The sequence below is a fragment of the Mycolicibacterium iranicum genome (assembly GCF_002101705.1).
Lineage (GTDB): Bacteria > Actinomycetota > Actinomycetes > Mycobacteriales > Mycobacteriaceae > Mycobacterium > Mycobacterium iranicum.
Genome location: NZ_LQPC01000054.1, coordinates 159,093 through 182,396, shown reverse-complemented (window position 1 = coordinate 182,396; position 23,304 = coordinate 159,093). Strand labels below are relative to the sequence as shown.

At 67.0% G+C, this 23,304-nt stretch carries 20 protein-coding genes; 10 read left to right on the top strand and 10 right to left on the bottom strand.

Going from position 1 to position 23,304, the window contains the following annotated elements:
- Positions 1-197: 197 nt before the first annotated feature.
- Positions 198-938 (bottom strand): SDR family oxidoreductase, encoded by a 741-nt coding sequence (locus tag AWC12_RS26750; protein WP_024444850.1) that lies wholly within the window; start codon positions 936-938, stop codon positions 198-200.
- A gap of 129 nt (positions 939-1,067) precedes the next feature.
- Between AWC12_RS26750 and lon the strand changes: the two genes are divergently transcribed.
- From lon to AWC12_RS26725, 5 genes are all read left to right on the top strand, one after another.
- Positions 1,068-3,419, top strand: a complete 2,352-nt coding sequence (gene lon / locus AWC12_RS26745) for an endopeptidase La (protein WP_085178019.1) — start codon at positions 1,068-1,070, stop codon at positions 3,417-3,419.
- A 104-nt stretch (positions 3,420-3,523) separates the two neighbouring features.
- Positions 3,524-3,856, top strand: coding sequence for a TfoX/Sxy family protein (locus tag AWC12_RS26740; protein ID WP_024444848.1), 333 nt, complete (start codon positions 3,524-3,526; stop codon positions 3,854-3,856).
- Between the two features lie 36 nt (positions 3,857-3,892).
- Positions 3,893-4,525 carry an HhH-GDP family DNA glycosylase gene (locus AWC12_RS26735; protein WP_085178018.1) on the top strand — a complete coding sequence of 211 codons (633 nt, stop codon included), beginning with the start codon at positions 3,893-3,895 and terminating at the stop codon, positions 4,523-4,525.
- Positions 4,526-4,545: 20 nt separating this feature from the next.
- Positions 4,546-5,142, top strand: coding sequence for a hypothetical protein (locus tag AWC12_RS26730; RefSeq protein WP_024444847.1), 597 nt, complete (start codon positions 4,546-4,548; stop codon positions 5,140-5,142).
- A gap of 14 nt (positions 5,143-5,156) precedes the next feature.
- Entirely contained in the window at positions 5,157-6,146 is a 990-nt protein-coding gene (locus AWC12_RS26725) for a malate dehydrogenase (RefSeq protein ID WP_024444846.1), read from the top strand.
- On the opposite strand, the gene AWC12_RS26720 is transcribed toward AWC12_RS26725, so the two are convergent.
- Both AWC12_RS26720 and AWC12_RS26715 read right to left on the bottom strand, forming a co-directional pair.
- Positions 6,147-7,622 carry an acetyl-CoA acetyltransferase gene (locus AWC12_RS26720; RefSeq protein WP_085178017.1) on the bottom strand — a complete coding sequence of 492 codons (1,476 nt, stop codon included), beginning with the start codon at positions 7,620-7,622 and terminating at the stop codon, positions 6,147-6,149.
- Positions 7,623-7,636: 14 nt separating this feature from the next.
- Positions 7,637-9,985: a CoA transferase gene (locus tag AWC12_RS26715; protein ID WP_085178016.1), complete on the bottom strand. Its 2,349-nt coding sequence runs from the start codon at positions 9,983-9,985 to the stop codon at positions 7,637-7,639.
- Positions 9,986-10,058: 73 nt separating this feature from the next.
- Between AWC12_RS26715 and AWC12_RS26710 the strand changes: the two genes are divergently transcribed.
- Positions 10,059-12,563 carry a phosphoketolase family protein gene (locus tag AWC12_RS26710; RefSeq protein WP_085178015.1) on the top strand — a complete coding sequence of 835 codons (2,505 nt, stop codon included), beginning with the start codon at positions 10,059-10,061 and terminating at the stop codon, positions 12,561-12,563.
- 37 nt (positions 12,564-12,600) lie between these two features.
- On the top strand, positions 12,601-13,362 hold the full coding sequence (locus AWC12_RS26705) for a CPBP family intramembrane glutamic endopeptidase (protein WP_085178014.1): 762 nt from the start codon (positions 12,601-12,603) through the stop codon (positions 13,360-13,362).
- Between the two features lie 16 nt (positions 13,363-13,378).
- Here the strand turns inward: AWC12_RS26705 and AWC12_RS26700 are convergent, their stop codons facing one another.
- The 3 genes from AWC12_RS26700 to AWC12_RS26690 all read right to left on the bottom strand — a co-directional run bounded on the left by AWC12_RS26700 (position 13,379) and on the right by AWC12_RS26690 (position 15,893).
- Positions 13,379-14,386: a zinc-binding alcohol dehydrogenase family protein gene (locus tag AWC12_RS26700; RefSeq protein ID WP_036464100.1), complete on the bottom strand. Its 1,008-nt coding sequence runs from the start codon at positions 14,384-14,386 to the stop codon at positions 13,379-13,381.
- Positions 14,387-14,397: 11 nt separating this feature from the next.
- Complete coding sequence (locus AWC12_RS26695; protein ID WP_024444840.1) at positions 14,398-14,706, bottom strand: GlsB/YeaQ/YmgE family stress response membrane protein; 309 nt, start codon at positions 14,704-14,706, stop codon at positions 14,398-14,400.
- A gap of 137 nt (positions 14,707-14,843) precedes the next feature.
- Entirely contained in the window at positions 14,844-15,893 is a 1,050-nt protein-coding gene (locus AWC12_RS26690; RefSeq protein WP_085178013.1) for an APA family fibronectin-binding glycoprotein, read from the bottom strand.
- A gap of 401 nt (positions 15,894-16,294) precedes the next feature.
- Between AWC12_RS26690 and AWC12_RS26685 the strand changes: the two genes are divergently transcribed.
- The 3 genes from AWC12_RS26685 (at position 16,295) to AWC12_RS26675 (ending at position 19,525) form a co-directional block, all read left to right on the top strand.
- The gene (locus AWC12_RS26685) at positions 16,295-16,966 is read left to right on the top strand and encodes an SDR family oxidoreductase (RefSeq protein WP_085178012.1); all 672 of its coding nucleotides are present in this window, start codon (positions 16,295-16,297) and stop codon (positions 16,964-16,966) included.
- Positions 16,967-17,066: 100 nt separating this feature from the next.
- Positions 17,067-17,996 carry an LLM class F420-dependent oxidoreductase gene (locus tag AWC12_RS26680; protein WP_085178011.1) on the top strand — a complete coding sequence of 310 codons (930 nt, stop codon included), beginning with the start codon at positions 17,067-17,069 and terminating at the stop codon, positions 17,994-17,996.
- A 155-nt stretch (positions 17,997-18,151) separates the two neighbouring features.
- The gene (locus tag AWC12_RS26675) at positions 18,152-19,525 is read left to right on the top strand and encodes a type II NADH:quinone oxidoreductase Ndh (RefSeq protein ID WP_024444836.1); all 1,374 of its coding nucleotides are present in this window, start codon (positions 18,152-18,154) and stop codon (positions 19,523-19,525) included.
- Here AWC12_RS26675 and AWC12_RS26670 read toward each other — a convergent pair.
- The 4 genes from AWC12_RS26670 to AWC12_RS26655 form a co-directional block, all read right to left on the bottom strand.
- Positions 19,522-20,148, bottom strand: coding sequence for an urease accessory protein UreD (locus AWC12_RS26670; RefSeq protein WP_024444835.1), 627 nt, complete (start codon positions 20,146-20,148; stop codon positions 19,522-19,524). The genes AWC12_RS26675 and AWC12_RS26670 overlap by 4 nt on opposite strands.
- The gene (gene ureG / locus AWC12_RS26665) at positions 20,149-20,829 is read right to left on the bottom strand and encodes an urease accessory protein UreG (RefSeq protein WP_085178010.1); all 681 of its coding nucleotides are present in this window, start codon (positions 20,827-20,829) and stop codon (positions 20,149-20,151) included.
- An 80-nt stretch (positions 20,830-20,909) separates the two neighbouring features.
- A complete protein-coding gene (locus tag AWC12_RS26660) occupies positions 20,910-21,554 on the bottom strand; it encodes an urease accessory protein UreF (protein WP_024444833.1) in 645 nt (214 codons plus the stop codon).
- 17 nt (positions 21,555-21,571) lie between these two features.
- Positions 21,572-23,293 (bottom strand): urease subunit alpha, encoded by a 1,722-nt coding sequence (locus AWC12_RS26655; RefSeq protein WP_085178054.1) that lies wholly within the window; start codon positions 23,291-23,293, stop codon positions 21,572-21,574.
- Positions 23,294-23,304: the final 11 nt, after the last annotated feature.

Here is a 23,304-nt window from a genome sequence, read left to right as displayed (position 1 = left end):
ACGCCGATGCCGGACTGCGACCCTGGAGACTGCCGTGATCCCTTTCATCTGCCCCACCTGCGGCGGCGTCGACATCGACTCGGCCGACTGCATTCAATGTGCCGACTCTGAGGGTGCCGCGGCCTGACCTGTTGCAGCCCAGCTGTCCCGCAACAGATTTGGCGAAACTCGTCTCGCCGGTGCCGGATGGGCCGATGTCAGCCCTGGCGGGTGGGGCGGATGGTGAGGTCGCCGATCTCGACGTCGTGGGGCTGCTCGATCGCGAATGCGATGGCCCGGGCCACGGCGTCCGGCTGCAGGCCGAACGCATCCATATCGGCACGGATCCGCTCCCGCAGCGCCTCGTTGGAGATCGACCCGTCGAGTTCAGTGTTGACGAACCCCGGCGAGATCGACGTCGTGCGGATGACGCCGTCCGTAGATTCCTGACGCAAAGCCTCCATCACGGTGCGTATCGCGTTTTTCGTGGCCGCGTAGACACCCATGTTCGGAACGATCTTCAGCCCCGCCGTCGACACCGTCGTCACGAAGTGACCCCTGCCCTGGCGGCGGAAGACGGGAGTGGCCGCGGCGATCCCGTAGAGCACCCCGCGCAAGTTGACGTCGATCATCGCGTCCCAGCCGGCCACGTCACCGTCGCCCAACGGACTGATCGTGCTGATCCCGGCATTGCTGACGAGCACGTCGAGTCGACCGAACCGCTCGACGGCGGTGTCGACGAGCCGCTGTGAATCCTTGGCAGCGGTGACATCGGTGGCGACGGTCGCCACCTCGGCGGTGCCTAACTGATCGGCGAGCATGTCGAGGCGGTCGGCGCGGCGGGCGCCCAGTACCACGCGCGCACCGCGGGCGGTCAGCAGGCGCGCCGTCGCCTCACCGATACCGCTGCTGGCGCCGGTGATCGCGACGACCTGGCCTGTAATCGGATCTGAGGTCATGGTGGCTATGACCGTCCACCGACGGTGGTTATTCCGCTGTGAGCCGAACAGCCCCAGGGAACAAAGGGCGCTCCGACAGAGTTGAGCGCATCAGGTTCAACTTTCAGTTGAATGAGCCCAGGAGGTCTGATGCCTGAACCCACAAATGCGTCGCGCGCTGTGCCGGTGCTCTTCGCGAGCGAGCCGATCGTGCTGCCCGGGATGGTGGTGCCGATCGAGCTCGACGATGCAGCACGCGCCGCCGTCGATGCCGCGCAAGCCAGCGAATCCGGCAAGTTGCTGATCGCGCCGCGGCTCGACGACCGCTACCCCACCTACGGTGTGCTGGCATCGATCGTGCAGGTCGGCCGTGTCCCCGGAGGTGGGGCCGCCGCCGTCGTCAAGGGTGAGAAGCGCGCCCATATCGGATCCGGTACCACCGGACCCGGCGCGGCTCTGTGGGTGCTCATCGAGGAAGTGGTCGACCCCGTCATCACCGACGAGACGAAAGCCCTTGCCGCCGAATACAAGAAACTGCTACTGGCAATGCTGCAGCGTCGCGAAGCGTGGCAGATCATCGACGTGGTCAACAAGATCACCGACCCGTCTGCATTGGCCGACACGGCCGGCTACGCGTCGTACCTGACCGACGTCCAGAAGCGCGATCTGCTGGAGACCGAGGATGTGTCGGCACGGCTGCGGCTGCTGATCGACCTGACCGGTGAGCATCTCGCCGAGGTCGAGGTGACCGACAAGATCGCCGAGGACGTCCGCGCAGGAATGGACAAGCAGCAGAAGGAATTTCTGCTCCGCCAGCAGCTGAACGCCATCCGCAAGGAGCTCGGCGAATTGGGTCCTGATGGCCAGGAAGGGGAAGCCGATTACCGCGCCCGCGTGGAGGCCGCCGACCTGCCCGAGAAGGTGCGCGAGGCTGCGCTGCGCGAGGTCGGCAAGCTGGAGCGGTCCAGCGACCAGAGCCCCGAAGGCGGCTGGATCCGCACATGGCTGGACACCGTGCTCGACCTGCCGTGGAACATCACCACCGAAGACTCGACCGACCTGAAGGCGGCCAGGGAGATCCTCGACACCGATCACCACGGACTCGACGACGTCAAGGACCGCATCGTCGAATACCTGGCGGTGCGAGCCCGTCGCGCTCAGCGCGGCATGGCCGTCGTGGGTGGGCGCGGCTCCGGCGCCGTCATGGTGCTGGCCGGTCCCCCGGGTGTCGGCAAGACGTCGCTGGGTGAGTCTGTCGCGCGTGCGCTGGGCCGCAAGTTCGTGCGTGTCGCCCTGGGCGGTGTGCGCGACGAGGCGGAGATCCGCGGGCACCGGCGCACCTACGTGGGTGCGCTGCCCGGCCGCATCGTCCGCGCAATCGGCGAGGCGGGGTCGATGAATCCTGTTGTGCTGCTGGACGAAATCGACAAGGTCGGCTCCGACTACCGAGGCGACCCGTCTGCGGCTCTTTTGGAGGTGCTCGATCCCGCGCAGAACCACACGTTCCGGGACCACTACCTGGACCTCGACCTGGACCTGTCCGACGTCGTGTTCCTGGCGACCGCCAACGTGATCGAGAACATCCCGTCGGCGCTGCTGGACCGGATGGAGTTGGTCACGATCGACGGCTACACCGAGGACGATAAGGTCGCGATCGCCCGGGATTACCTGCTGCCCAGGCAGTCCGAGCGCGCGGCGCTGACGTCCGAGGAAGTGACGGTGACGGACGCGGCGCTGCGCAAGATCGCCGCGGACTACACCCGCGAGCCGGGCGTGCGCCAGTTCGAGCGGCTGTTGGCGAAGGCGTTGCGGAAGGTGACGACCAAACTCGACGCGAATCCTTCGCCGATCATCGTCGACGAACCAGATCTCGTTGAGTACCTGGGCCGTCCGCGGTTCACGCCGGAATCGGCGGAACGCACGGCGGTGCCGGGCGTGGCGACCGGCCTGGCTGTCACGGGCCTCGGGGGTGACGTCCTCTACATCGAGGCCGGGTCGACTCCGTCCTCCTCGGGTGACGGGGCCCTGCAGCTGACCGGTCAGCTGGGCGACGTGATGAAGGAGTCGGCGCAGATCGCGCTGTCCTACGTCCGCTCGCACGCTGCCGAACTCGGTGTCGACCCGAAGGCACTCGACCGTCGAATCCACGTGCACGTGCCCGCGGGTGCGGTGCCGAAGGACGGCCCGTCGGCCGGCGTGACGATGGTGACCGCGTTGGTCTCGATGGCGACCGGACGTCAGGTGCGCTCGGATGTCGGCATGACCGGCGAGGTCACGCTGAACGGCCGGGTGCTGCCCATCGGCGGCGTCAAGCAGAAGCTACTCGCCGCGCAACGCGCCGGGCTCTCGACGGTGTTCATCCCGCAGCGCAACGAGGCGGACCTGGACGACGTCCCCGCCGACGTGCTGGAGGCTCTGAACGTCAGGCCGATGACCGACGTGGCGGAGATCGTCGCGCAGGCCCTCGAGCCGGCGGCAGAGGCGGTGACCGTCGCCGCCTGATTCGGCACCTTGCACCGCGAGCGCGCGTGTTTGTACACAGTTGACCGGCGTGTCACCGTACAAATGCGCGCGCTCGTCGCGCCATCCGTCGCTAGCGTGAAGCCGTGGCCTACGACGCCGAACTCGCCGACCGCATCCGCGAACTCATCGCCGCCGAACGGGGTGTCGAGGAGAAGAAAATGTTCGGCGGGCTGGCATTCCTGATCAACGGCAACATGTCGGTGGCTGTCAGCTCCCAGGGCGGGCTCCTGGTACGGGTTCCTCCCGACGAGACCGAGAAACTGCTGGCGCGGGCCCACGTCGAGCCGATGATCATGGCCGGCCGAGAGACCCGCGGCTGGCTGCGGGTCGCCGGCGACGGGGTCAAGACAACACGACAGCTGTCGCCCTGGGTCACCCGTGGCGTCGCCTACGCGAAAAGTCTGCCCGCCAAATAGCGGATTCGTCGCTTTCCCACCGGGTAGCCGAGGCTGATGAGCTCCGACGAATTGACCCGCCGCCTGCTGGACGAGGCTGGGACGACCTACGCCGAGCAAGCCGGCATCACCCTGGCCGACAAGCCCATGCCGCTGTTCGAGCTTCTGGTGTTGTGCATGCTGGCCAGCAAGCCGATCGACGCGACGATCGCCACCAAGGCCGCCAAAGAGATCTTCGGTGAGAAGCTCCGCACGCCCGACGCAGTGCTCAACGCCAACCGCAAGACGGTCATCGACGCATTCGGCCGCGCCGGGTACGCCCGCTACGACGAGAGCTCGGCCGACCGGCTCGTTGACATCGCCACCTTCGTCCGCGACGAGTACCGCGGTGACATGCGCACTCTCGCGTCCCGCGCGGACTACGACGTCGACAAGACCAAGCAGCTGCTGAAGGACTTCAAGGGCATCGGCGACACCGGTGCCGACATCTACCTGCGCGAGGTGCAGGGCGTGTGGACTTGGGTCCGCCCGTACTTCGACGAACGGGCCCGCGGAGCCGCCAAGGATCTCGGGCTGCCCGACGACGCCGCGAAGCTGGGGCAACTTGCCGGTGACAAGTGCGCACCCCTGGCTGCGGCGCTGGTGCGGGTCTCGCTCGACGATGAGCTGCGCAAGAAAATGGCAACCTAGCCGGATGGTCCAATGGGCGTATGCGTTTCCCGATCTCTATCGGCCTGGCCGCGGTCATTCTGACCGCGGGATGCGGCGCGCCCAGGGTGATCACCACCGAGGACGCTTCGCCATCGCAAAGCACCGCCGCAGCGCCTCCGCCGACCACGACGACCCGACCGAGCAATGCGCACCTGGCGAATGCGTTCCACTTCGCCGCCGACGTCGCCGGGCGGACCGGCTACTATTTCACCTCGCCGAGCGGCCGATGGGAGTGCGCGATCATCCCCCGCACCAGCGCCGGATGTCAGAGCGCCCAGTCGGCGAGCATCGGGATTGACGGCGCCCCCGACGAGGTGCCCGGACCCGACGGGGACCTCACCACACCCAACGCCATCGTGGTCGAACGCACCGGCGAGGCCCGCTTCGTCGCGCAGCAGGCACCCGGTTTCACACTGGACCCCGGCCCGGCCACGGAACTCCCCTTCAACCGGATCCTCGCCGTCGCCGGGTTCCGATGCAATATCCAAGAGACAACCGGCATTTCATGCCTTTCCGAACTGAGCGGCGAAGGCTTCACGTTCTCGGCTGAGAGCTACACCACTACCTATACCGACGTTCCTGCCGACGCCCCCTGACTAGGGTTGGCGCCATGACCTCCACCCCTGTCACCGTCGCTGTCACCGGAGCCGCAGGCCAGATCGGGTACGCTGCGCTGTTCCGCATCGCGGCAGGGGCAATGCTCGGCCGGGATACCACGGTGAATCTGCGACTTGTGGAACTGCCCGATGCCGTACGCGCCGCCGAAGGCGTCGTGATGGAACTCGACGACGGCGCATTCCCCCTACTGGCGAACACCGAGATCTACGACGACCCGGTGCGGGCGTTCGACGGCGTCGACGTCGCGTTGTTGATCGGCGCCAAGCCGCGCACGAAAGGCATGGAACGCGCCGATCTTCTCAGCGCCAACGCGACCATCTTCGCGGCGGCGGGCAAGGCGCTCAACGCAGGTGCGAGCGAGGACGTGCGGGTGCTCGTCGTCGGAAACCCCGCCAACACCAACGCGCTCGTCGCCTCGGCGCACGCCCCAGACATCCCCGGCGACCGCTTCACCGCGCTGACTCGCCTCGACCACAACCGTGCCGTCTCGGCGATGTCGCGGCATGCGAAGGTGCCGGTCACCGAGATCAGCAAGATCATCATCTGGGGCAACCATTCCCCGACGCAGTATCCCGACATCTTCCACTCCGTCGTCGGTGGGCGCGCCGGTGCCGACTACGCCGCCGACACCCGTTGGCTCACTGATGATTTCATTCCGACCGTGGCCCGAAGAGGCACGGCGATCATCGAGGCGCGGGGCGCCAGCTCCGCCGCGTCTGCCGCCAACGGCGCGATCGACCACATCGACGACTGGGTGCACGGGACACCCGACGGTGAGTGGACCTCGGTGGCGCTGCCCTCGCCCGGTGTCTATGGCATCGAGGAGGGTCTCGTCTGTTCGTTCCCCTGTCGCTCGGTCGGTGGCCGCTGGGAGATCGTCGAAGGCCTCGACATCAACCCGTTCTCACGCGCCCGCATCGACGCATCGGTCGACGAACTGCGCTCCGAGCGAGCAGCAGTCGCTGCGCTGGGCTTGCTGTAGTCAGACCAGCGCGGCGGTACCGTCGTCGTTCACCCGGACCCGTGCCCCCGCGATGTCGTCCTGCACCGTCGCCGCCGCGCCGTCAGGATCCGGGATGACTGCGAGCACGCGGGCGTCCTCAGGGGTGCGCACCGCGAGGAAAGCCTTCTCCGGCTGCCCGTCGCGGTCGACCGGCGTCGTCCATGTCTCCACGGTCCCCACGCCGCTCCAGTCGACGATTGCCGTGCGCGTCGGCTCCCGGTCGACCTCGGATTGCACATCCTCCCAACGGAACTCGTGGCTGGGCGGCTCGGTGCCATAAACCCCGAAGCTGTGCTTGGTGAGGTAGCCGCCGTTGGCGGTGATCAGACCGCGCCGGCCGGGCTCAGAGGTCAAGTGCTCGGCCATCGTCGCAATAGAGTGCGTGACGTAGTTGTTCCACGGTCCGCCTGCGAATGTCAGTCCGCCGGTGACCGTGAGCGGCCGGTTCGGGTCCCCGATCGGGAGGCCGAGTTCGTTGGCCGCCACCTGCACCGCCGACGGGAAGCACGAGTACACGTCGACGAGGTCCATGTCGTCGATGTCGGCACCCGCCAACTCCAGCGCTCGCTTCCCTGCGACGCGGATCGCCGGCGACGTGTGGAACTCGGCTCGCTCGCCGATGGCGTAGGTGTCGTGAGAGTCGGCGCCGGCGTAGGGGAAAACCCAACGTTCTCTTGGGATCTGCAGGTACGTCGCCTTCTCCACCGATGTCAGGATGAGCGCCGCGCCTTGATCGACCATGTTGTTGGAGTTCATCAGCTTGGTGTAGGGCCAGCTGATCATCCGGTTCTTCGGCGACGGCTGCCAGATCTGCTCGGCGGTGAGCTTTTCCCGGCTCCAGGCATTCGGATTGTCTGCCGCCACGGCAGAGAATTGTGCCCACAGTTCACCGATGCGGCGGCGGTGGTCATCCGGTGACTCGCCCGCGGCGATGCGCACCGCCTGCTCGAACATCGGGTACACGTATGCCGGCCGGTCGAGGTGGATCTTGAGGTCACCGGGTCCCGCCATGGGCATGTTTTCGTCCGAACCCGCTGCCAGCGGCACCGATTCGTCCTGACGTGTCCCCTGCAGCTTTCTGCCCTGCGCCCGCATCCGGGTTCGGGTGCGCCAGGTCTCGGCGCCCGCGATGAGGACGGCGTCAGCACGGCCCTGCTGGATGTCCAGACAGGCCAAATTCACCAGGGTTTGCGGCACATTGCCGCCGATGCCGGTGTAGCGGGTGGCCGCTTTGGTGGCCCGGATCTGTTGCGCCACGAGCAGTCCGGGGTCGCGATACCGCCACGACAGCAGGTTGACGATGCGCACGGCATCGATGGCCTCGAGTACACGGGGATCGGCGGCGGCACGCGCGGCGGAGACCATCAGATCGACAGGTTCCACCGTGGGATCCTCGGTGCGCTGATTCACCTGGCCGTAGCCGACGAGTACCGGTGTTCTTGGGTCGATGGGCATTGCGGGTGAGCCTCCTAATTGTGCTCGTCATAGGCGAACAGGGCGCCATCACGGATCAGATCGCCGGTCTGCTCGGCGCTCAACCCGAGCACTCGCCGGCAGATCTGGTAGGTGTGTTGGCCCGGCATCGGAGCTGGGCGAAGGTCGGCGCGCGGAATGCGTGTGAACGCGGCGGGCGCTGTCTCGGCTGGAATCGGCCGGTCGAGCAACGGATGCACCATGTCGGTGAACAACTTCCGGAAGACGACCTGGGCATCTGCGGCGACATCGGCGGCGCGGTACATCGGCGCAGCCGGCACGCCGAGCTGTTGCAGCGCATCGGCGACGGCGCGCTTGTCCCGCGTCGCGGTCCAGTCCGACACCGTCGCTCTCAGTTCGGCGCGCGAGGTGGGCAGCTCCGTCCGTCCGAGCAGGGCGGCGAGCGCGGCGTGGTGGGAGGGTGACCGCAGCGAGATGACGCACCACTCGTCGTCCCCCGAGCACGGGAACACCCCGTCGAGTGCGGTGTCCCCGGTATCGACGGAATGACCCGCGGCCCGGGCGGATTCGGCGACAAAGGTGGCGGCGAGCTGATTGATGGCCGCCTCTGCCTGCGAGATGTGCACGTGTCCGCCCCTACCGCGGATCAAGGCGGCCAGCGCAGCGATGGCGGTCAGCCGCGCGACGACATGGTCGGGGAAGATGGTCGTCGCATCGTAGAACGTCCCCGGTTCGGCGTCCGGTGATGTCCACAGTCTCGTGACGCCGGTGGACGCCCGGACAAGGGGGCCGTAACCCATCTGGGCGCTCCACGGGCCGCGGTCGCCGAATGCGCTGCTCTCGGCAAGGACGATGCCGGGTTTGAGGTTGCGCAACCGATCGTAGGAGAAGCCGAGTGCGGCCAGCGTGCCCGGCTTGAAGTTGGCGAACACCGCATCGGCGCCCTCGACGAGCCTGCAGAACAGCTCGGCGCCCGCGGGATGGCGCAAATCGATACCGAGGCTTTCCTCGTTGCGATGGGTCAGCGCCCAGGATCTGCTGATCTTCTTGCCCGGCGGGCTCTGCCGGAGCCCATCCGGATAGTTCGGGCTTTCGATCTTGATGACCTCGGCGCCGAGGTCGGCGAACAACCTACCGAGCTCACCGCCGGCGACGATGACGCCGAGGTCCAGAATCCGCAAACCCGCGAAGGGACGCGATGAGGATGAAACCGCCTCGCGCGGAGCGGTTTCGGTGGATCGACGGTCGAGCCACGCCGGCCCGTCCGAACCGGCGGCCGGCGGTGCCTGCCGATATCCGTGGTGAACGCCGTCGATGGTGAGAGGTCCGACAGGCATGGTGATGGCGGTGCCCGGCGCGAGGACCTCGTCCCGCAGCGCGCCCACCTCGCGAAAATGGTCGGCCGACAATGCCTCAGCGGGTGACAGCACGGCCGCGACGGGCACACCCCGGGTCTGACCTTGCGTGACGAGATCGGCCATGGCCTGCGGGGCGAACAGTTCGGCCATCGCGGCGTTGAGTTCTCTTGATGCCGCGTAACGCGCGGCGATGGTCTCGAACTCCGGCCCGGCGAACTGTGCGGGCTCTCCCAGCCAGCCCCACATGCCCCGCCACTGGCGAGGGGACAGCAGGCAGATCCGCACATGCCCGTCTCGGCATTCGAAGATCGGGTAGATTTGCTGGTTGCGCGGCCTGCCCCGCCACAGTTCGGCGGGTGGTTTCAGCCCGACGGCGGCCTGGCCTTCGGATCCGAAGGGCGGATCCAACGCCTGCACAACCCCCTCGTACCGCGAGAAGTCGATGAAATCGCCCTTGCCGCAGCGTAATTGATCGTAGTAGGCGACCAGAACCGCCCATGCGGCCTGAACGGCGGCCGTCGCCGATGCCACACCGTCGGGCGGCAGTACCGGGGTGCCGGATGTCGGGCCGGTACGTGAGAGCGCCGAGGACAGCGCGTACAGCACGGCGTCGGTGGCGCGCCACGATGCCCGCGGACCCGCGCTCCCGAAATCGGTGACCGACAGCACGACCACGTGGTCGAACATCGCCGCGAGCTCCTGGCAGGACGTGCCGAACAGCGCTGCGCCACCGGGGTTTCCGGAATCCACGACGACATCGCAGGTCGCCGCCAGCTCGATAAGCCGCGCTCGATCGCCGGCCACGGCCGGGTCCAACTGCGCGCAGCGTTTGTTCGCGTTGTCCAGGGCGAACGGGATGCTGATCCCGGCGACCGTCGGCTTGTTGGCGCGCGATGGGGAGCCACCGGGCGGTTCGATCTTCAGGACGTCGGCACCCAGGTCGGCCAGTATCCGGCTCACGGCATCGCCCTCACCGGGCGAGAGATCCAGTACACGCAGGGACGTCAGCAACGCTCCCTCGGCCATCACGGGAGAAAGATTAACGTGCCCGCCATCGGGTACGAGTTGACCGCACCCCGAAGCGGAGTTGGATGGAGAGATGACCAGCACGACCACAGCCGAGGCCCCACCGACCACCGCGTGGAAGACCGTCGACCGCCGTGAGCTGGACGAGGCGGGCATCGAGCAGCTCGATCGATGGTGGCGGGCAGCCAACTACCTTTCCGTGGGCCAGATCTATCTGCTCAACAATCCGTTGCTGCGTACTCCTTTGACGCCGGAAGACGTCAAGCCGCGCCTGCTCGGCCACTGGGGCACCACGCCGGGGTTGAACTTCCTCTACGCCCACCTCAACCGGGCGATCAAACAGCGCGAGCAGTCGACGATCTACCTGACCGGCCCCGGTCACGGCGGACCAGGGCTCGTCGCCAACGCCTACCTCGACGGCACCTACAGCGAGATCTACTCCGACATCACCCAGGACACCGAGGGCATCCGACGCCTGTTTCGGCAGTTCTCGTTCCCCGGCGGAATCCCGTCCCACGTGGCGCCGGAAACCCCCGGTTCCATTCACGAGGGCGGCGAGCTCGGCTACGCACTGTCGCACGCCTACGGTGCGGCATTCGACAATCCGGATCTGCTGGTCGCGGCCGTCGTCGGCGACGGCGAGGCCGAAACCGGGCCACTGGCGACCAGCTGGCACTCGAACAAGTTGGTCAGCCCTGCCAAGGACGGGGTGGTGTTGCCGATCCTGCACCTCAACGGCTACAAGATCGCCAACCCGACGCTGCTCGCCCGCATCCCGACTGAGGAACTGCACGCGCTGATGGTCGGGTACGGCCACAAGCCCTACTTTTTCGAGGTTCCCGACGACCCATCCGCTGACCAGGACTCGCGTGTTGACGCACACCGCCGGTTCGCGACGCTGCTCGACGACGTCCTCGATGAGATCGCCGACATCAAGACCCGGGCCGCCGCGGCCGACGATTCGCGGCCCGCGTGGCCGATGATCGTCTTCCGTACGCCGAAAGGCTGGACTGGGCCGGACTACATCGACGGGAAGAAGACGACCGGCTCCTGGCGCGCCCATCAGGTGCCGTTGGCGAGCGCGCGCGACACGAGCGAGCACCTCGGGGTCCTCGCCGACTGGCTGTCGTCCTACCGCCCCGGCGAACTGTTCGACGAGGACGGCAAGCTGTGCTCCGACATCGCCGACCTGGCACCCGACGGGCAGCTGAGGATGAGCGACAACCCCCACGCCAACGGTGGGCTGTTGCTCAGGGACCTACGCTTGCCCGACTTCCGTGACTTCGCCGTCGACGTGCCCGCCCCCGGCGCCACCGTCGCCGAAGCGACGCGCGTGCTCGGACAATGGCTCACCGAGGTGATCCGGCTGAACCCCGACAACTTCCGCATATTCGGGCCCGACGAGACCGCGTCGAATCGTCTACAAGCCGTCTACGACGCCACCGGCAAACAATGGAACGCCGAATTCGTCGGCCCCGAGGTCGACGAGCACCTCGAGCGGGTCGGCAGGGTGGTGGAGATGCTGTCGGAGCATCAGTGCCAGGGCTGGTTGGAGGGCTACCTGCTCACGGGCCGGCACGGGCTCTTCAACTGTTACGAAGCCTTCATCCACATCGTCGACTCGATGCTGAACCAGCATGCGAAGTGGCTCAAGGTGACCAACCACATCCCGTGGCGGCGGCCCATCGCGAGCCTCAATTATCTTCTGTCCAGCCATGTCTGGCGACAGGACCACAACGGATTCTCCCACCAGGATCCCGGCTTCATCGACCACGTCGTCAACAAGAGCGCGAAGGTGGTGCGTGTCTACCTGCCGCCGGATGCCAACACTCTGCTGTCGACCTACGACCACTGCCTGCGATCACGCCAGTACGTCAACGTGGTCGTCTCCGGCAAGCAGCCGTCGCCGAACTTCCTGACGATGGACCAGGCCGTCGCCCACTGCACCCGTGGGCTGGGCATCTGGGAGTGGGCGGGTTCGGAGGTGCTCGGCACAGATCCCGACGTGGTCCTGGCCTCCGCGGGCGACATCCCGACGCTGGAGGCGCTGGCGGCCGCCGACATCCTGCGCCAGCACCTGCCCGACCTCAAGGTGCGGTTCGTCAACGTCGTCGATCTGATGCGTCTCCAGGACGACACCGAGCATCCGCACGGGCTGCCCGACCGCGATTTCGACATGATCTTCACCACCGACAAACCGGTGATCTTCGCCTACCACGGCTACCCCTGGTTGATCCACCGGCTCACGTACCGGCGCGCCGGCCACGACAACCTCCATGTGCGCGGCTATAAGGAGGAGGGCACCACGACCACGCCCTTCGACATGGTGATGCTCAACGATCTCGACCGCTACCACCTGGTCATGGACGTCATCGACCGCGTTCCCTCGTTGGGCTCGACCTGTGCGACGCTGCGGCAGCAGATGTCCGACAAGCGCATCGCGGCGCGCGAGTACACCCGCGAATTCGGCGACGACATCCCCGAGGTCAAGGACTGGGTCTGGCCCGCGGCCAGGGAGTCCGGCTTCGGCACGTCGGCCGCGGACTCCACCTCGGCCACCGGCGGCGACAACGAATAACTGACCGCACCGAATCAGCCGGTACCCTGGTGCGGTTATGTCTGAAGCCATCGCCGCGCCAGAAGAGGCCCACCCCGTGGTCGCTCAGTTGGCGGCGCTGCACCACTTCCGGATCTACGTCGACATTGCGATCGTGGTCGTGGTGCTGGCGTTGTCGAATCTGGTCGCGCACTTCACGACACCGTGGGCCAATGTGGCCGTCGTTCCCGCGGCCGCGGTGGGTCTGCTGATGCTGGTCCGTTCCCGGGGCCTCGGGTGGTCCGAACTCGGCCTCGGCCGCGAGCACTGGCGATCCGGAGCCGGCTACGCGCTGGGTGCCGTCGCGGTCGTCGGCACCGTCGTCGCGATCGGCGCCCTGCTGCCGTGGACGCGGCCCATGTTCCTCAACGACAACTATGCGACGCTGTCGGGCGCGCTACTCGCATCGATGATCATCATCCCGCTGCAGACCGTGATCCCCGAAGAGCTGGCGTTCCGCGGCGTGCTGCACGGAGCGCTGGACCGAGCCTGGGGCTGGCGTGGCGTGGCCGCCGCGGGCTCGCTGCTGTTCGGGCTGTGGCACATCGCGACGTCCCTGGGGCTGACGGCGAGCAACGTCGGGTTCACCGAGATCCTCGGCGGCGGGGTGTTCGGCATGGTCGCCGGGGTCGTCGGGGCCGTCATCGCCACGGCCGCGGCGGGTTTCGTCTTCACCTGGCTGCGCCGCCGCAGTGGCAGTCTGATCGCGCCCATCGCCCTGCACTGGTCGCTCAACGGGCTCGGCGCCCTGGCGGCCGCGCTGGTGTGGCATCTGAGCTGACTCGCTGGGCCGCGCTCTAGGACGGCTGGACGATCAAGACGGCCGCTCCCGAGATCCGGCCTGCACTCAGATCAGCAAGGGCGACATCGGCACGGTCGAGGGGGTACTGGGGGCTGGTGACCTCCAGGCGGTGACGGCTCGCGAAGTCGAGGAACGCGTGCGCGTCGGCGCGGGTGTTCGACGTCACCGAGCGCACCTGCCGCTCTTGGAAGAGATGGCGCTGGTAGTTCAGAGCGGGGATGTCACTGAGGTGGATCCCGGCGATCGATAGCGTGCCGCCGCGATCGAGGGCCTCCAGCGCAGGCAGGACGAGCTCGCCAACCGGAGCGAACAGGATCGCGGCATCGAGCGCAACCGGCGGCATATCCGTCGCGCCCTGCGCCGACGCGGCACCGAGGTCCAGCGCCAGTTCTCGAGCCTGCCGTCCGCGCGTCATGACATGTACTTCGGCCCCCTGGGCGATGGCCACCTGAGCGGTCAGGTGCGCGCTGCCGCCGAAGCCGTAAATGCCCAGTCGCCCCTTCTCGGGCAGGTCGGCGCGCAGCAGCGCGCGGTATCCGATGATGCCGGCGCACAGCAGCGGCGCGAGCGCTTCGTCGGCGTATCCCGTCGGCAGTGGCAGCGCGAAAGCGGCTGGCACCGTAGTGAATTCAGCGTAGCCGCCATCGGCATCCCAACCTGTGTAGAGGGATGCCGGGCACAGGTTCTCCTGGCCGCGCAAACAGAACCGGCACGACCCGCAGGTGTGGCGTAGCCATGCCACACCGACCCGTTCCCCCGGCGCGAACGCAGTGACGCCGTCTCCGATCCCGACGACCTCGCCGACCACCTCGTGCCCCGGCGTGACATTGGGCCGGTGTACGGGGAGGTCGCCTTCGGTGACGTGCAGGTCGGTACGACACACCCCGCAGGCGCGCACCGCCACCAACAGTTCGCCGGGGCCGGGTTCCGGAACCGGCACGGTGGCGAGGGTCAGCGGGGACGTCGACATCGCGCCTGGCCTGCGCACCTGCCACGCCCGCATCGCGGAAGCGGTCAGACGCGCGACCGGCCCTGCACTTTGCCGACGATCCACAGCAGGATCACGGATCCCAGGATGGCCGTGAACAGCGTGAACCACCACCCGCCGCCCGCGGTGTCCAGGAAGAAGCTCAGCAAGAAGCCGCCGATCAGCGCGCCGACGATCCCGATGACGATATTCATCAGGATGCCGGACCCCGATCCTTTGACGATCTTGCCCGCGATCCATCCCGCAATCGCGCCGATGATGATGTAACCGATCCAACCCACGCTGGTCAGCGTCGTCGAACGGGCCAAAATTTCTGTTGCAGCGAGCACGTCCATGGGGGTCTCCTGTCGCCAGCCGGCCCCGGTGCGGCCGCACCCGGGCCATCACCCAGGTATACCGATCCTAGGTAACGAAATGGCTGCACAAACGGGCGACGAAATCATCACGATCGCCCTGCCTCGCCGGCCTGGGGTCAGGCAGGCGGCAGCATTCCTGGCGCGGTGTTGGGATCGACCGGCACGGGGACGCCGACGGCGGGCCGCGGCGGCGGAGCGTTCGGGTCGGGCGGGGGCGCGTTGGGGTCCGGCGGCGGCGGAGGCGCGTTCGGGTCCGGCGGCGGCGGAGGCGGTGGTGGACTCCACGGCCTAATCGAGTTCGCCAGCGTGACGGCCTCGGCCTGCGGCACCGGGTTTGTCGCCGTGCCCAGCCACACCACGAACCACCGTTCCGGCGTGCGCTGGCCGCGTGGCGTACCAGGCGCGGTAGGCGCACCCACCACACCGGCCCAAATCTGGCCGTTCGGCTTGTTCGTATCGGTGAACTTCACCTCGTAGTACGACGCGACGCCCGTCATTCCGTTGGCGTCCAGCGGGACAGTCTGCTGGTTGATCCGCGTGCCCGGGAACGGCATGAAGAACTCACCCATGTCCGACGCGAGCCGCTGAGCCGCCTTCGTATTGTCGGTCTCCGCGCCGGCGAACAGCTTCAGGTCCAGCCGGCCCAGCAGCACGCTGGTGTCGTTCGGCGGCTGCGCATCAGGCGGCGAGCCCTCGGGCGGCAGTTTGGTCAGCAGCGCCTGACCGTACGAGATCTGGGTCGCATCCGAGATCTTCCATCCCGCGGGGACCACATAGCTGAATCCTCCGGCGGCGTTGTCGACGCGGCCGGGCTCGGGTGGCGGAGGCGCCGGAGCGTTGGGGTCAGCAGGCGGTGCCGGCGCGTTCGGGTCCACCGCCGGAGGTGGCGGCGCGTTCGGATCGGCCGGCGGCGGTGGCGGAGCGTTCGGATCGGCCGGCGGCGGCGGAGCCTGCGGAGCGTCGACTGCGGGCGGCGGTGGGGCTTGCGGTGCCTCGACCGCGGGCGGCGGCGGGGTCGGCGACGGGGGTGGCGCAGGCTGGGCGTATGCCACAGCAGGCAGCGTCAACACAGCCGCTAATGCGGCGGCGGCGCCTGTCAGTGCCGAGCGGCGAAACGGCGTCGGCGCGCCCGTGATGCGGTCAGGATGCACATCCGGCTGATCCATGGAGAAGAAACTACCGTGTTGCAGCCGTGACGCAAGTGTGGGGTGGTCAAAATGTGCTCAATTGTTATATTGCTGCAAGCGAAATAACAGCAGATCAGCAGATTTCCTAGTGTTAGCTGACGCACATCACCACCCACACGGGGTGCGGGTGGTGTCGAATATGCGGTTGGCTGATCGCGAAGTCCTAACCCTCTCATCGAACCGATGCGGTGCGCCGTTACGGGGGCGGGTGTCCCCATGAGACGTGGTTCGAGCTCAGTGTCGTCCTGGCAGCTCGTCTGGCTCGGCTGTCCGGCAGGCGGCTCGGACGCGCGGCGCGCCGGGTTTCTGATCTAGCTACTGTCCAGTAACATGGGCGGCGCTCGCTGGGTTCAGCGTCGAACACATGAGGAGGGTCGTCGATGGATGTGCTGATCACGGGATCTGACACCGATCTGGGACGCACGATCGCCGAGAGCTTCTGCGAAGCCGGACACAAGGTGTTCATCGGGGGCCGCCGCCGCGACGATCTCGAGGTTCTCGCCAAAGAGTTGGACGTGGACGCCCTGGTGTTCGACAACACCGACCCGGCTTCTGTCGCCGCGCTGCACGGCCAGGTGCCCGCCCATCTCGACACGATCATCAACGTCCCCGCGCCTTCGTGGCACGGCGGCGATCCGCGTACCTACACGCTCGACGACCACGCCGCCGAGTGGCGTGGCCTCTTCGACGCGAACCTGGTTGCGGCAATGCTGACCGTGCAGGTCCTCGGCGACCACATGCGCTCCGGCGGATCCATCATCACCGTGATTCCCGATCCTCCGCGCGAAGGCAGCGCCGCGAGCGCGATCAAGGCCGCAGTGTCTGACTGGACCGCCGGCCAGGCCAACCACTTCGGGATCCGGGGCATCACCGTCAACGCCGTCGCGGTCGGCCGCGGTAGCGAGCCGGGCTATGACGGCTTGGCCGCCACCCCGCCGTCGGTGAGCGCCGAGATCTCGCGGCTGTCGCTGTTCCTCACCACCCCGGCAGCTCGACACATCACCGGCCAGACGCTGCATGTCACTCACGGTGCGCTCGCTAACTTCGCGTAGCGCAACCTCGAGAAAACCTCCCAGTACGCCATTTTGTTCCGCGCTTCGCGTCGAGTGAAATAGCCGACGCGGCCACATCGCCCGTGCGTAGGGTCAACCCGTGACCATTCAACTCGGGCTTCAGATCAACAACTTCTCTTACGGGACGGGCGTTTCCGACCTCTTCCCCACCGTCGTCGCGCAGGCGAAAGAGGCTGACACGTCGGGCTTCGACTCCGTCTTCGTGATGGATCACTTCTATCAACTGCCCGGGATCGGAACTCCGGATCAGCCCATGCTGGAGGCCTACACGGCATTGGGCGCACTGGCCGCCTCGACCGAGAACGTTCAGCTGGGCACGCTCGTCACCGGAAACACCTACCGCAACCCGACGCTGCTGGCGAAAGCGATCACCACCCTGGACGTCATCAGTCAGGGCCGTTCCATTCTTGGTATCGGTACCGGCTGGTTCGAGCTCGAACACGATCAGCTCGGCTACGAATTCGGGACGTTCACCGACCGGTTCGAAAAACTCGGCGAGGCGCTGCAGATCATTCTGCCGATGCTCAAAGGCGAGCACCCGACATTCACCGGTAAGCACTACCGAGTGCAAGACGCCATGGCCAATCCTCGCTTCCGTGAGCACATTCCGCTGATGATCGGCGGCAGCGGCGAGAAGAAGACGATCCCGTTGGCGGCCCGGCACTTCGACCACCTCAACGTCATCGCCGGCTTCGACGAACTGGCGCGAAAGATCGACGTCGTCAAGCAGAAGTGCGAGGAAATCGATCGCGACCCGGCAACGCTGGAGACCAGCATGCTGATCGGCGCCCTCGTCGGCGAGGGTCTCAGCCTCGACATGGTCCCGGACGACTTCAAACAGCGGATGGTCGTCGGCAGCCCCGAACAGATCGCCGAGCAGATCAAGGCGAAGGTGCTCGACGCGGGTGTGGACGGTGTGATCCTGTTCGTGCCCACGCAGACCGTCGGCTATCAGCCCGGGCAGATCACGGCGCTCGGCGAAGCACTCAGGCCACTGGTCGCGGGCTGACGCCGCCGTCGAGGCGCCGCAGGATCCGCGGCTCGCCGCGGGTGGCGCATCTCACCGCGCCGCCCGGAAGGGCAGCGACTAAGGTTTTCGTTGTTCTGAATGGGTAAAGAAGGTATCCGAGGCAATTCAGCCACGGACTTCGACAAGGAGCAGCCATGAGCCATCCCGGAGCCAATCCGTCCGACCGCCACAAAGTGGTCATCATCGGATCGGGTTTCGGTGGGTTGACCGCAGCCAAGGCCCTCAAGAAGGCCGACGTCGACATCAAGATGATCGCCCGGACCACCCACCACCTGTTCCAGCCGCTTCTATACCAGGTCGCCACCGGCATCATCTCCGAGGGAGAGATCGCTCCCGCGACCCGCGTGATCCTGCGCAACCAGAAGAACGCGCAGGTGCTACTCGGGGACGTCACGCACATCGACCTGGCCACCAAAACCGTCCGGTCCGAACTGCTCGGTCACACCTACGTGACCCCGTTCGACAGCTTGATCGTGGCGGCCGGCGCGGGCCAGTCGTACTTCGGTAATGACCACTTCGCCGAGTGGGCGCCCGGCATGAAGTCGATCGACGATGCGCTTGAGTTGCGCGGTCGTATTCTCGGCGCCTTCGAACAAGCCGAACGTTCCAGCGACCCCGCCCGCCGGGAGAAGCTGCTGACCTTCGTCGTCGTCGGTGCAGGACCGACCGGTGTCGAAATGGCAGGGCAGATTGCGGAATTGGCCGACCACACCCTCAAAGGCGCCTTCCGCCACATCGATTCGACCAAGGCGCGGGTCATCCTGCTCGACGCGGCACCCGCCGTGCTGCCGCCGATGGGCGAGAAGCTTGGCAAGAAAGCCCAGGACCGCCTCGAGAAAATGGGCGTCGAGATCCAGCTCAACGCGATGGTCACCGACGTCGACCGCAACGGCATCACCGTCAAGGATCCCGACGGCACGATGCGCCGCATTGAAGCAGCGTGCAAGGTCTGGTCGGCCGGCGTATCAGCCAGCCCGCTGGGACGCGACCTGGCCAACCAGTCCGGTGTCGAACTCGATCGCGCAGGCCGCGTGAAAGTTCTTCCTGACCTGTCGATTCCAGGCCATCCGAACGTGTTCGTCGTCGGTGACATGGCCGCCGTCGAGAATGTTCCCGGCATGGCGCAGGGCGCGATCCAGGGCGGCAAGTACGCGGCCAAGACCATCGCCGCCGAACTCAAGGGCGCCGACCCCAGCCAACGGGAGCCGTTCAGCTACTTCGACAAAGGCTCGATGGCCACGGTGTCGCGCTTCAACGCTGTCGCCAAGATCGGCAAGCTCGAATTCGGTGGCTTCATCGCGTGGCTGGCATGGTTGCTCCTGCACCTCGTGTACCTGGTGGGGTTCAAGACCAAGATCGCCACGCTACTGTCGTGGACGGTCACATTCCTCGGGCGCAACCGCGGCCAGCTGACGATCACCGAACAGCAGGCCTACGCGCGAATACGCATCGAGGAACTCGAGGAGATCGCGGCGTCGGTGCAAGAGACGGAGAAAGCCGCAAGCTAGAGGCGGTCACCCTGCCAGGTGGCCAAACAGCCGCCTGCGGCAAGTGCAAGCGTCACCCCTGCGGCGTCGACATCGCCTCGGGGATAGTGCAATTCGCTGACGCACGCCCGAGGCGCGGAGATCTCGTCATTAGCCACCGAGCCGTTGCCCAACTCGACGCGATGACGCAGCAGCGGTTTCGAATCGACATCGGCGCACAGCGAGCCCGACCAGAAGCCCTGCCGCTCACCGGTTCTGCCGATCTGAACCCGCTCTCGCAGCCGCAGCGATCCGGCCTCGTGCAATGTCACTGTGGTCGCGCTGAAGTGACGGGACGTCGCCGCGACGATCGTCGGTTCCGGGTCCAGGTCGAGTTCCCCCGCAATCTCGAGGCACCAGGTCGCATGGGACTCCGTGGTGGTCGCGCCGGGGAGCGCGACCGTCGCTGCGACGGTGCGTACCGTCAGACGCGCACCTGCCTCGACCACCACACGCATCGAAATCGCGTCGCCGCCCAGCGGCGTCGCGACCGAAGACACCAGATGGACGGTGTCGATGTCGGTGAGACGCGCCGCGATCCCTCCGCTGCACTCGATGTGAGGTGAGCGCTTCGGTCGGGCGACGATGACGACGTCGGAACGCACCTAGACGGCCTGCGCAATCCGCAGTTGATCGCGGACCCAGCGCAGCACCGGGGTGGCCGCCGGGTCGGCGGTCAGCGAGATCAACTCGAACGGGCGGTCGCCGCGGACCGCAGCGGCGTCGCGGCGCATGACATCCAGGTCCGCCCCCACCAGAGGAGCCAGGTCGGTCTTGTTGATCACCAGGAGGTCCGAGAACGTGACACCAGGCCCACCCTTGCGGGGTACCTTGTCGCCGCCTGCGACGTCGATCACGAAGATCTGGACGTCCACCAGGCCCGAGGAGAACGTTGCCGTGAGGTTGTCCCCGCCGGATTCGACCAGGATCAGCTCCAGATTGTCGTGTCCGGCGAGCAGGTCGTCGATGGCGTCGAGGTTGGCGGTGATGTCGTCGCGGATCGCGGTGTGCGGACACCCACCGGTCTGCACCGCGGCGATGCGGTCGTCGGGAAGGACGGCGTTGCGGCGCAGGAAGTCCGCGTCCTCGGTGGTGTAGATGTCGTTGGTCAGCACTGCCAGCGACAGCTCGTCGCGCAGTTGTCTGCACAAAGCGGCAACTAGTGCCGTCTTCCCCGACCCGACAGGGCCGCCGACGCCGATCCGCAACGGCTCCCCCGGCTGACGGGTGCGGCGGGGTCGGTCGATGTGGCCGTGGGGCTGACCGTCGAGCAAGTGCGGAGGCATACCTGACCATTCTGTGAGACGGGGCGTAAAACTGATCGTCCCACAGCAATACTGGGCTGCTCTGGGCACGAAGCAGACACCTAGGACGCGAACAACGGACGGTCCCGCTCGACGTGACGCTGCGCGAGCAGGTCCAGCAGTGGATCGGACAGGTCGGCGACATCCTTGGCTGCATCGGCCGCGGCCTGTTCACACAACTCGGACAGCTCGAACGTCAGCGCCGCGACGTCACCGGGATCGAGGGCCAGCAGTCGCTGCGCCGCGGTGGCCGACCCGGTCATCGTGGTGTAAACGATCGACAACGCGGTGTGCTGATCGGTGAGGCGGCCCGCCCGTCCGACGGCTCCGGCAGCAACTGCTAGGTGCGGAGTCGGACCCAGCGCGTCCCACGTCTCGTCCGGCCACACCCGCCGGGCGAGCCGCACCAGGCCGCGACCCTGCGCCCGGGAAGCCTGCCGGGCAGCGGGAGACGGTGTGCGCGCATCAGTTTCGAGATCTCCGGACCCGCCCGCCACAGCGGAGAACGTACCGCGGTGTACCGCGGCAGCCAGGGATGCGGTGACGAGTCCCGTGGTCCGGATACGCCGCGTCAGATACGCGCGCAGCGACGCCAGGTCGACGACCAGACCGCTTGTCACCGCTTCCTCGATGCCGCCCGAATGGACATGCCCGCCTGTCGGCAGCCGAGAATCAGACAGCGCGAGCAACGTGACGAGGTTCGACATCGTGACCGGAAAATCGCCTAGAAGAGGAAGTATCGCTGCGCCATGGGCAGTTCCGCGGCGGGTTGTTCCTGCCACACCTCACCGTCGATGCGGACGGTGAACGTGTCCGGGTCGACCTGGATGTCCGGGGTGGCGTCGTTGAGCGGCATCTGCGCCTTCCCGACACCGCGAACGCTCGCGACGGGAACAAGCCGGCGATTGACGGCAATCCGCTCCGACAGATGTGCCTCGATTGCCTGTGGCGCAACGAAATGCAGCGACGTCTGGGCGGCCGCGGCAGGCGACGCGCCGAACATGGGCCGCGGCAGCACCGGCTGCGGAGTCGGGATGGACGCATTGGCGTCACCCATCGCGGCCCACGCGATCATCCCACCCTTGACCACTGCGTGCGGACGCACACCAAAGAACGCCGGCTCCCACAGCACCAGGTCCGCCAGCTTGCCCACCTCAACCGACCCGATCTCCCGGTCCATGCCGTGCGCCACTGCAGGACAGATCGTGTACTTCGCGACATAGCGGCGCGCCCGTATGTTGTCGGCGCCCACGTCGCCGGGCAGAAATCCGCGGCGGCGCTTCATCACGTGCGCGGTCTGCCAGGTCCGCATCACCACCTCGCCTATACGACCCATCGCCTGGGCGTCACTGCCGATCATCGAGATCGCGCCGATATCGTGCAGCAAGTCCTCGGCCGCAATCGTCGACGGGCGGATGCGGCTCTCGGCGAACGCAAGATCCTCGGGGACGCTGGGATTGAGGTGATGGCACACCATCAGCATGTCGAGGTGCTCATCGAGGGTGTTGACGGTGTGCGGTCGCGTCGGGTTTGTCGAACTCGGTAGCACGTTCGGTTTCCCTGCAACGGTGATGATGTCGGGTGCGTGACCGCCGCCGGCCCCTTCGGTGTGGTAGGCGTGGATCGAGCGGCCCTTGATCGCGGCGAGCGTGTCCTCGACGAATCCCGCCTCGTTGAGGGTGTCGGTGTGGATGTTGGCCTGAACGCCCGCCTCTTCGCACACCGTCAGGCACGCGTCGATGGCCGCAGGCGTGGTCCCCCAGTCCTCGTGAAGCTTGAAACCCGCTGCACCGCCGCGCAACTGCTCCCACATGGCCTCGGCGCTGACGGTGTTGCCCTTGCCCAGCAGCGCCACGTTGAGCGGCCATGTGTCGAGCGCCTCCAGCATGCGCGCCAGATGCCAGGAGCCGGGCGTGACCGTGGTGGCCTTGCTGCCTTCGGCCGGTCCGGTACCGCCGGCGACGATCGTCGTGATTCCGCCGCCGAGTGCCTCCTCCATGATCTGCGGGCAGATCAGATGAACGTGGCAGTCGATCGCACCCGCGGTGACGATGCGGCCGTTGCCCGCGATGATCTCCGTCGACGGGCCGACCACCAGGTCCGGGTGCACGCCCGTCATGATGTCCGGATTGCCGGCCTTGCCGATCGCGACGATGCGGCCGTCCCGAATGCCGATGTCGGCCTTGATGATCCCCCAGTAGTCCAGGATCACCGCGCCGGTGATCACGGTGTCGGGAGCCCCGTCGGCGCGCGTGACACGGGACTGACCCATCGACTCACGCAGCACCTTGCCGCCGCCGAAGACGGCCTCGTCGCCCGCCAGTCCGGGCCCGCCGCTGCGGTCCTCGGTGATCTCGATGAACAGGTCGGTGTCGGCGAGCCGGATGCGGTCACCGGCGGTGGGGCCGAACAGAGCCGCATAGCGAGGCCGCGACAGTCGGGTCATCGGGTCCGTCT

Excerpts from the sequence above, each read along its gene's own strand:
- AWC12_RS26750 (WP_024444850.1), bottom strand. The coding sequence starts at position 938 with ATGACCTCAGATCCGATTACAGGCCAGGTCGTCGCGATCACCGGCGCC.
- AWC12_RS26715 (WP_085178016.1), bottom strand. The coding sequence starts at position 9,985 with ATGGCCGAGGGAGCGTTGCTGACGTCCCTGCGTGTACTGGATCTCTCG.
- AWC12_RS26735 (WP_085178018.1), top strand. The coding sequence starts at position 3,893 with ATGAGCTCCGACGAATTGACCCGCCGCCTGCTGGACGAGGCTGGGACG.
- AWC12_RS26725 (WP_024444846.1), top strand. The coding sequence starts at position 5,157 with ATGACCTCCACCCCTGTCACCGTCGCTGTCACCGGAGCCGCAGGCCAG.
- AWC12_RS26685 (WP_085178012.1), top strand. The coding sequence starts at position 16,295 with ATGGATGTGCTGATCACGGGATCTGACACCGATCTGGGACGCACGATC.
- AWC12_RS26675 (WP_024444836.1), top strand. The coding sequence starts at position 18,152 with ATGAGCCATCCCGGAGCCAATCCGTCCGACCGCCACAAAGTGGTCATC.
- AWC12_RS26690 (WP_085178013.1), bottom strand. The coding sequence starts at position 15,893 with ATGGATCAGCCGGATGTGCATCCTGACCGCATCACGGGCGCGCCGACG.
- AWC12_RS26700 (WP_036464100.1), bottom strand. The coding sequence starts at position 14,386 with ATGCGGGCGTGGCAGGTGCGCAGGCCAGGCGCGATGTCGACGTCCCCG.
- AWC12_RS26695 (WP_024444840.1), bottom strand. The coding sequence starts at position 14,706 with ATGGACGTGCTCGCTGCAACAGAAATTTTGGCCCGTTCGACGACGCTG.
- lon (WP_085178019.1), top strand. The coding sequence starts at position 1,068 with ATGCCTGAACCCACAAATGCGTCGCGCGCTGTGCCGGTGCTCTTCGCG.
- ureG (WP_085178010.1), bottom strand. The coding sequence starts at position 20,829 with ATGCCTCCGCACTTGCTCGACGGTCAGCCCCACGGCCACATCGACCGA.
- AWC12_RS26730 (WP_024444847.1), top strand. The coding sequence starts at position 4,546 with ATGCGTTTCCCGATCTCTATCGGCCTGGCCGCGGTCATTCTGACCGCG.
- AWC12_RS26705 (WP_085178014.1), top strand. The coding sequence starts at position 12,601 with ATGTCTGAAGCCATCGCCGCGCCAGAAGAGGCCCACCCCGTGGTCGCT.
- AWC12_RS26660 (WP_024444833.1), bottom strand. The coding sequence starts at position 21,554 with ATGTCGAACCTCGTCACGTTGCTCGCGCTGTCTGATTCTCGGCTGCCG.
- AWC12_RS26655 (WP_085178054.1), bottom strand. The coding sequence starts at position 23,293 with ATGACCCGACTGTCGCGGCCTCGCTATGCGGCTCTGTTCGGCCCCACC.
- AWC12_RS26720 (WP_085178017.1), bottom strand. The coding sequence starts at position 7,622 with ATGCCCATCGACCCAAGAACACCGGTACTCGTCGGCTACGGCCAGGTG.
- AWC12_RS26710 (WP_085178015.1), top strand. The coding sequence starts at position 10,059 with ATGACCAGCACGACCACAGCCGAGGCCCCACCGACCACCGCGTGGAAG.